3 protein-coding genes are annotated in these 2999 nt (G+C 37.4%); 2 read left to right on the forward strand and 1 reads right to left on the reverse strand.

The window, feature by feature from the left end:
• The first annotated feature begins 54 nt into the window (after nucleotides 1–54).
• On the forward strand, nucleotides 55–1332 hold the full coding sequence (gene murA / locus HET73_RS06770; RefSeq protein WP_174134245.1) for a UDP-N-acetylglucosamine 1-carboxyvinyltransferase: 1278 nt from the start codon (nucleotides 55–57) through the stop codon (nucleotides 1330–1332).
• A 9-nt stretch (nucleotides 1333–1341) separates the two neighbouring features.
• The gene (thyX, locus tag HET73_RS06775; RefSeq protein ID WP_174133173.1) at nucleotides 1342–2199 is read left to right on the forward strand and encodes an FAD-dependent thymidylate synthase; all 858 of its coding nucleotides are present in this window, start codon (nucleotides 1342–1344) and stop codon (nucleotides 2197–2199) included.
• A gap of 155 nt (nucleotides 2200–2354) precedes the next feature.
• On the opposite strand, the gene HET73_RS06780 is transcribed toward thyX, so the two are convergent.
• Nucleotides 2355–2999 (reverse strand): ankyrin repeat domain-containing protein (locus tag HET73_RS06780; RefSeq protein ID WP_218939336.1); only part of this gene is annotated, 645 nt, incomplete at its 5' end.

Consider the following 2999-nt stretch of genomic DNA (forward strand, 5'->3'; position numbering starts at 1 on the left):
TTGCCTTTTACTGTCGATTTACTATACTTATTCGGTAAGATCTAATTTGACTGAATGCATAAAATATTAGTAAGGAATAACCGTAAGCCCTTGGTTGGAAAAATCAAGATTAACGGTTCAAAAAATGCTATTTTGCCAATAATGGCAGCAAGCCTCTTAAGCAGTTCTTCAGTAATTTTATATAATGCACCTGATTTAATTGATGTGCATCTCATGGCCGAACTACTTGAGAGTCTTGGAGGGAGAGTAAATTTTGTGCACAATAAAGACTATAAAGCAAATCATACTTTGGAAGTTGAATGTAGGAATATCAACAATTACGTGATGCCATATGAGACCGCAAGTAAGCTAAGAACTTCTTTTCTAATGCTGGGTCCAATGCTTAGCAGATTTGGCAAAGCGAGGACAGCGTTTCCTGGCGGATGCAACATTGGAAAGCGTCCCGTTGATATGCATATCAAAGCATTAGAGACGATGGGAGCTAAAATTGAAATTGATGGCTGTAATATAATTGCAACAGTAGAAGGAAAGCTACAAGGAAAAGAGATTACATTTGAAAAAATAAGCGTTGGCGCAACAGAAAATATAATAATGGCAGCAACACTTGCAGAAGGAGTGACAGTAATAAACAATGCTGCAATGGAGCCGGAAGTTCTTGATCTAATAGAGTTCCTAAAAAAAATGGGTGCTGATATTGAGATTAGCAATAAAAAGATTGTTATAACAGGAGTTGAGACATTAAGCGGATGTGTCCACAAAATAATATCAGATCGTATAGAAGCTGGTACATATGCATTGGCTGCTGTAGTGACTGGCGGTGAGTTGATATTAGAAGGAATAAACCTATCTAATATAAAATGTATTGCCAATGAATTGGAGGCTATGGGAGCTAGAGTTAAGTTATATGGCGAGAGTATTATTGTTTCTAGAGAAAATTGCTCTATTAGATCTATCAACGTTGCAACAGATTCATACCCTAACTTCCCTAGTGATATGCAACCACAACTTATGTCTGCAATGTGCATTGCTGATGGAGTATCAGTAATTGAAGAAAACGTTTTTGACAATAGATTTACACATGCGAATGAATTAAGAAAGTTAGGCGCTAAGATCAGCATAGAGAAAAATAAAGCTATTATAAGTGGAATAACTAGCTTGTCTGGCACTAACCTATATGCTACTGACTTAAGATCAACAGCAGCTTTGGTGCTTGCTTCTTTGGCAGCTAGCGGGAAGACTACAATAAATAATTCGTATCATTTATGGAGAGGATACGAAGCAATGCACGAAAAACTCAGTTCATGTGGGGCTGATATTTCCGTTTCATCTTGAGGGTATGTTATGAATGAAGAACGTTGTTTGACTAAACGAATCACAGTAAAGGAGATAGATGAAATTCTATACGAAGAGCATAAGGTATTAGATCATGGATTTATCCGAGTGGTGGATTATATGGGCTCTGATAGCGCTATAGTTCAAGCTGCTCGCGTTTCTTATGGCAAGGGAACAAAGCAGATAAATCAAGATGAAGCACTTATAAAGTATTTAATGAGACATCATCACACAACTCCATTTGAAATGTGTGAGATTAAGTTTCACGTGAAACTTCCAATTTTTGTTGCAAGACAATGGATAAGGCACAGAACTGCAAATGTGAATGAATATTCTGCAAGGTATTCGATACTTGATAATGAATTTTACATACCAAAGCAGGTTGCAAAACAATCCGATAATAATAAACAAGGCAGCGGTGAAGCTTTTGACTCAAATACCTCAAAAGAAATAATAGATTCTCTGACAAACGACTCTAATTTAGTGTATTCTCATTATGAGAAATTTATTGAGCAGGGGCTCGCAAGAGAAATTGCTCGGACCAACCTCATGCTTAATTACTACACGCAATTTTATTGGAAGATAGATCTGCATAACCTTCTTCATTTTTTGAAGCTTAGAGCTGACAAGCATGCCCAATATGAAATCAGAGTCTATGCGGAAGTTATGTTAGATATAATAAAAAAGTGGGTCCCACTGGCCCATAGTGCTTTTGTTGAGTATTGCTTAGAATCAGCTTGCATTTCAAGAACTGGCCTAGAAGTAATTCGCAAATTAATTAAAGGAGAAAATGTTACTAGAGAAGAAAGTAATATTGGCAAAAGAGAATGGGATGAGCTGATGTCCATACTTGATAAAAAATCTTAAAGACAAAGACATCTCGCACACTCTTCTTTGTCATGCCAGCGCGTGGCGCTGTATGGCTTTATTGTAAACTTACTTTTGCTCTATGATCACCTTTTTATGGCATCTTGTCTATCTCATTTTACCATTCCGCCGAACAGAACCGCAAGAGCAGGTTTTTAGGTAGGTTGTGGACCTTTTTTACTCTCAGTTACAGACACTACATTATTGACAGAAGGCAGTTTAGAATTAATCGCCTTTTCTATTGCTTTAGCTTGTTCACGATCTTGACTTAAGAAATATATAGCTAGTCCAACCGCTATTCCAGCAACGAGAGTAAATACTGCTATTGCACCTAATATGATAGTCATCGAAGGACCTGCCAAAGCACTACCAACACCCAGTCCAACCCCGAGAAAAACGCCAGGTATAACGCCAAATGAACTATTACATACAGCGCTCCACTTCTTCGAGTTAGCTTGTTTTTTCATACCTTTAACAACAGTTTCTCTTATGTTTTTTATTTGAGCTAAATCTAATGGAATTTCACCTTTTTGGTTCTCTATCAAAGGATTGATATCATAGTTAAAAAGGACCTCTATTGCTTCAGTGTTATTAATTGTAACAGCTTGGTGTAATAATGTATTTCCTCCCTCCCCCTTAAAGTTCATGTGAGTACGAAGTTCCTCATCTTGATTCTTTATTGGGCTGTTTTTTTGGAGCGCCATCCCCCGTATCGCTGCGTTCAAATGCTCTATCACATCTTCTAGCGATTGCTCACCAGGGTTTTGCACAAAATGAAGCAGAATTTCGTGTATCTTTGT

Source organism: Wolbachia endosymbiont of Atemnus politus (genome assembly GCF_013309895.1).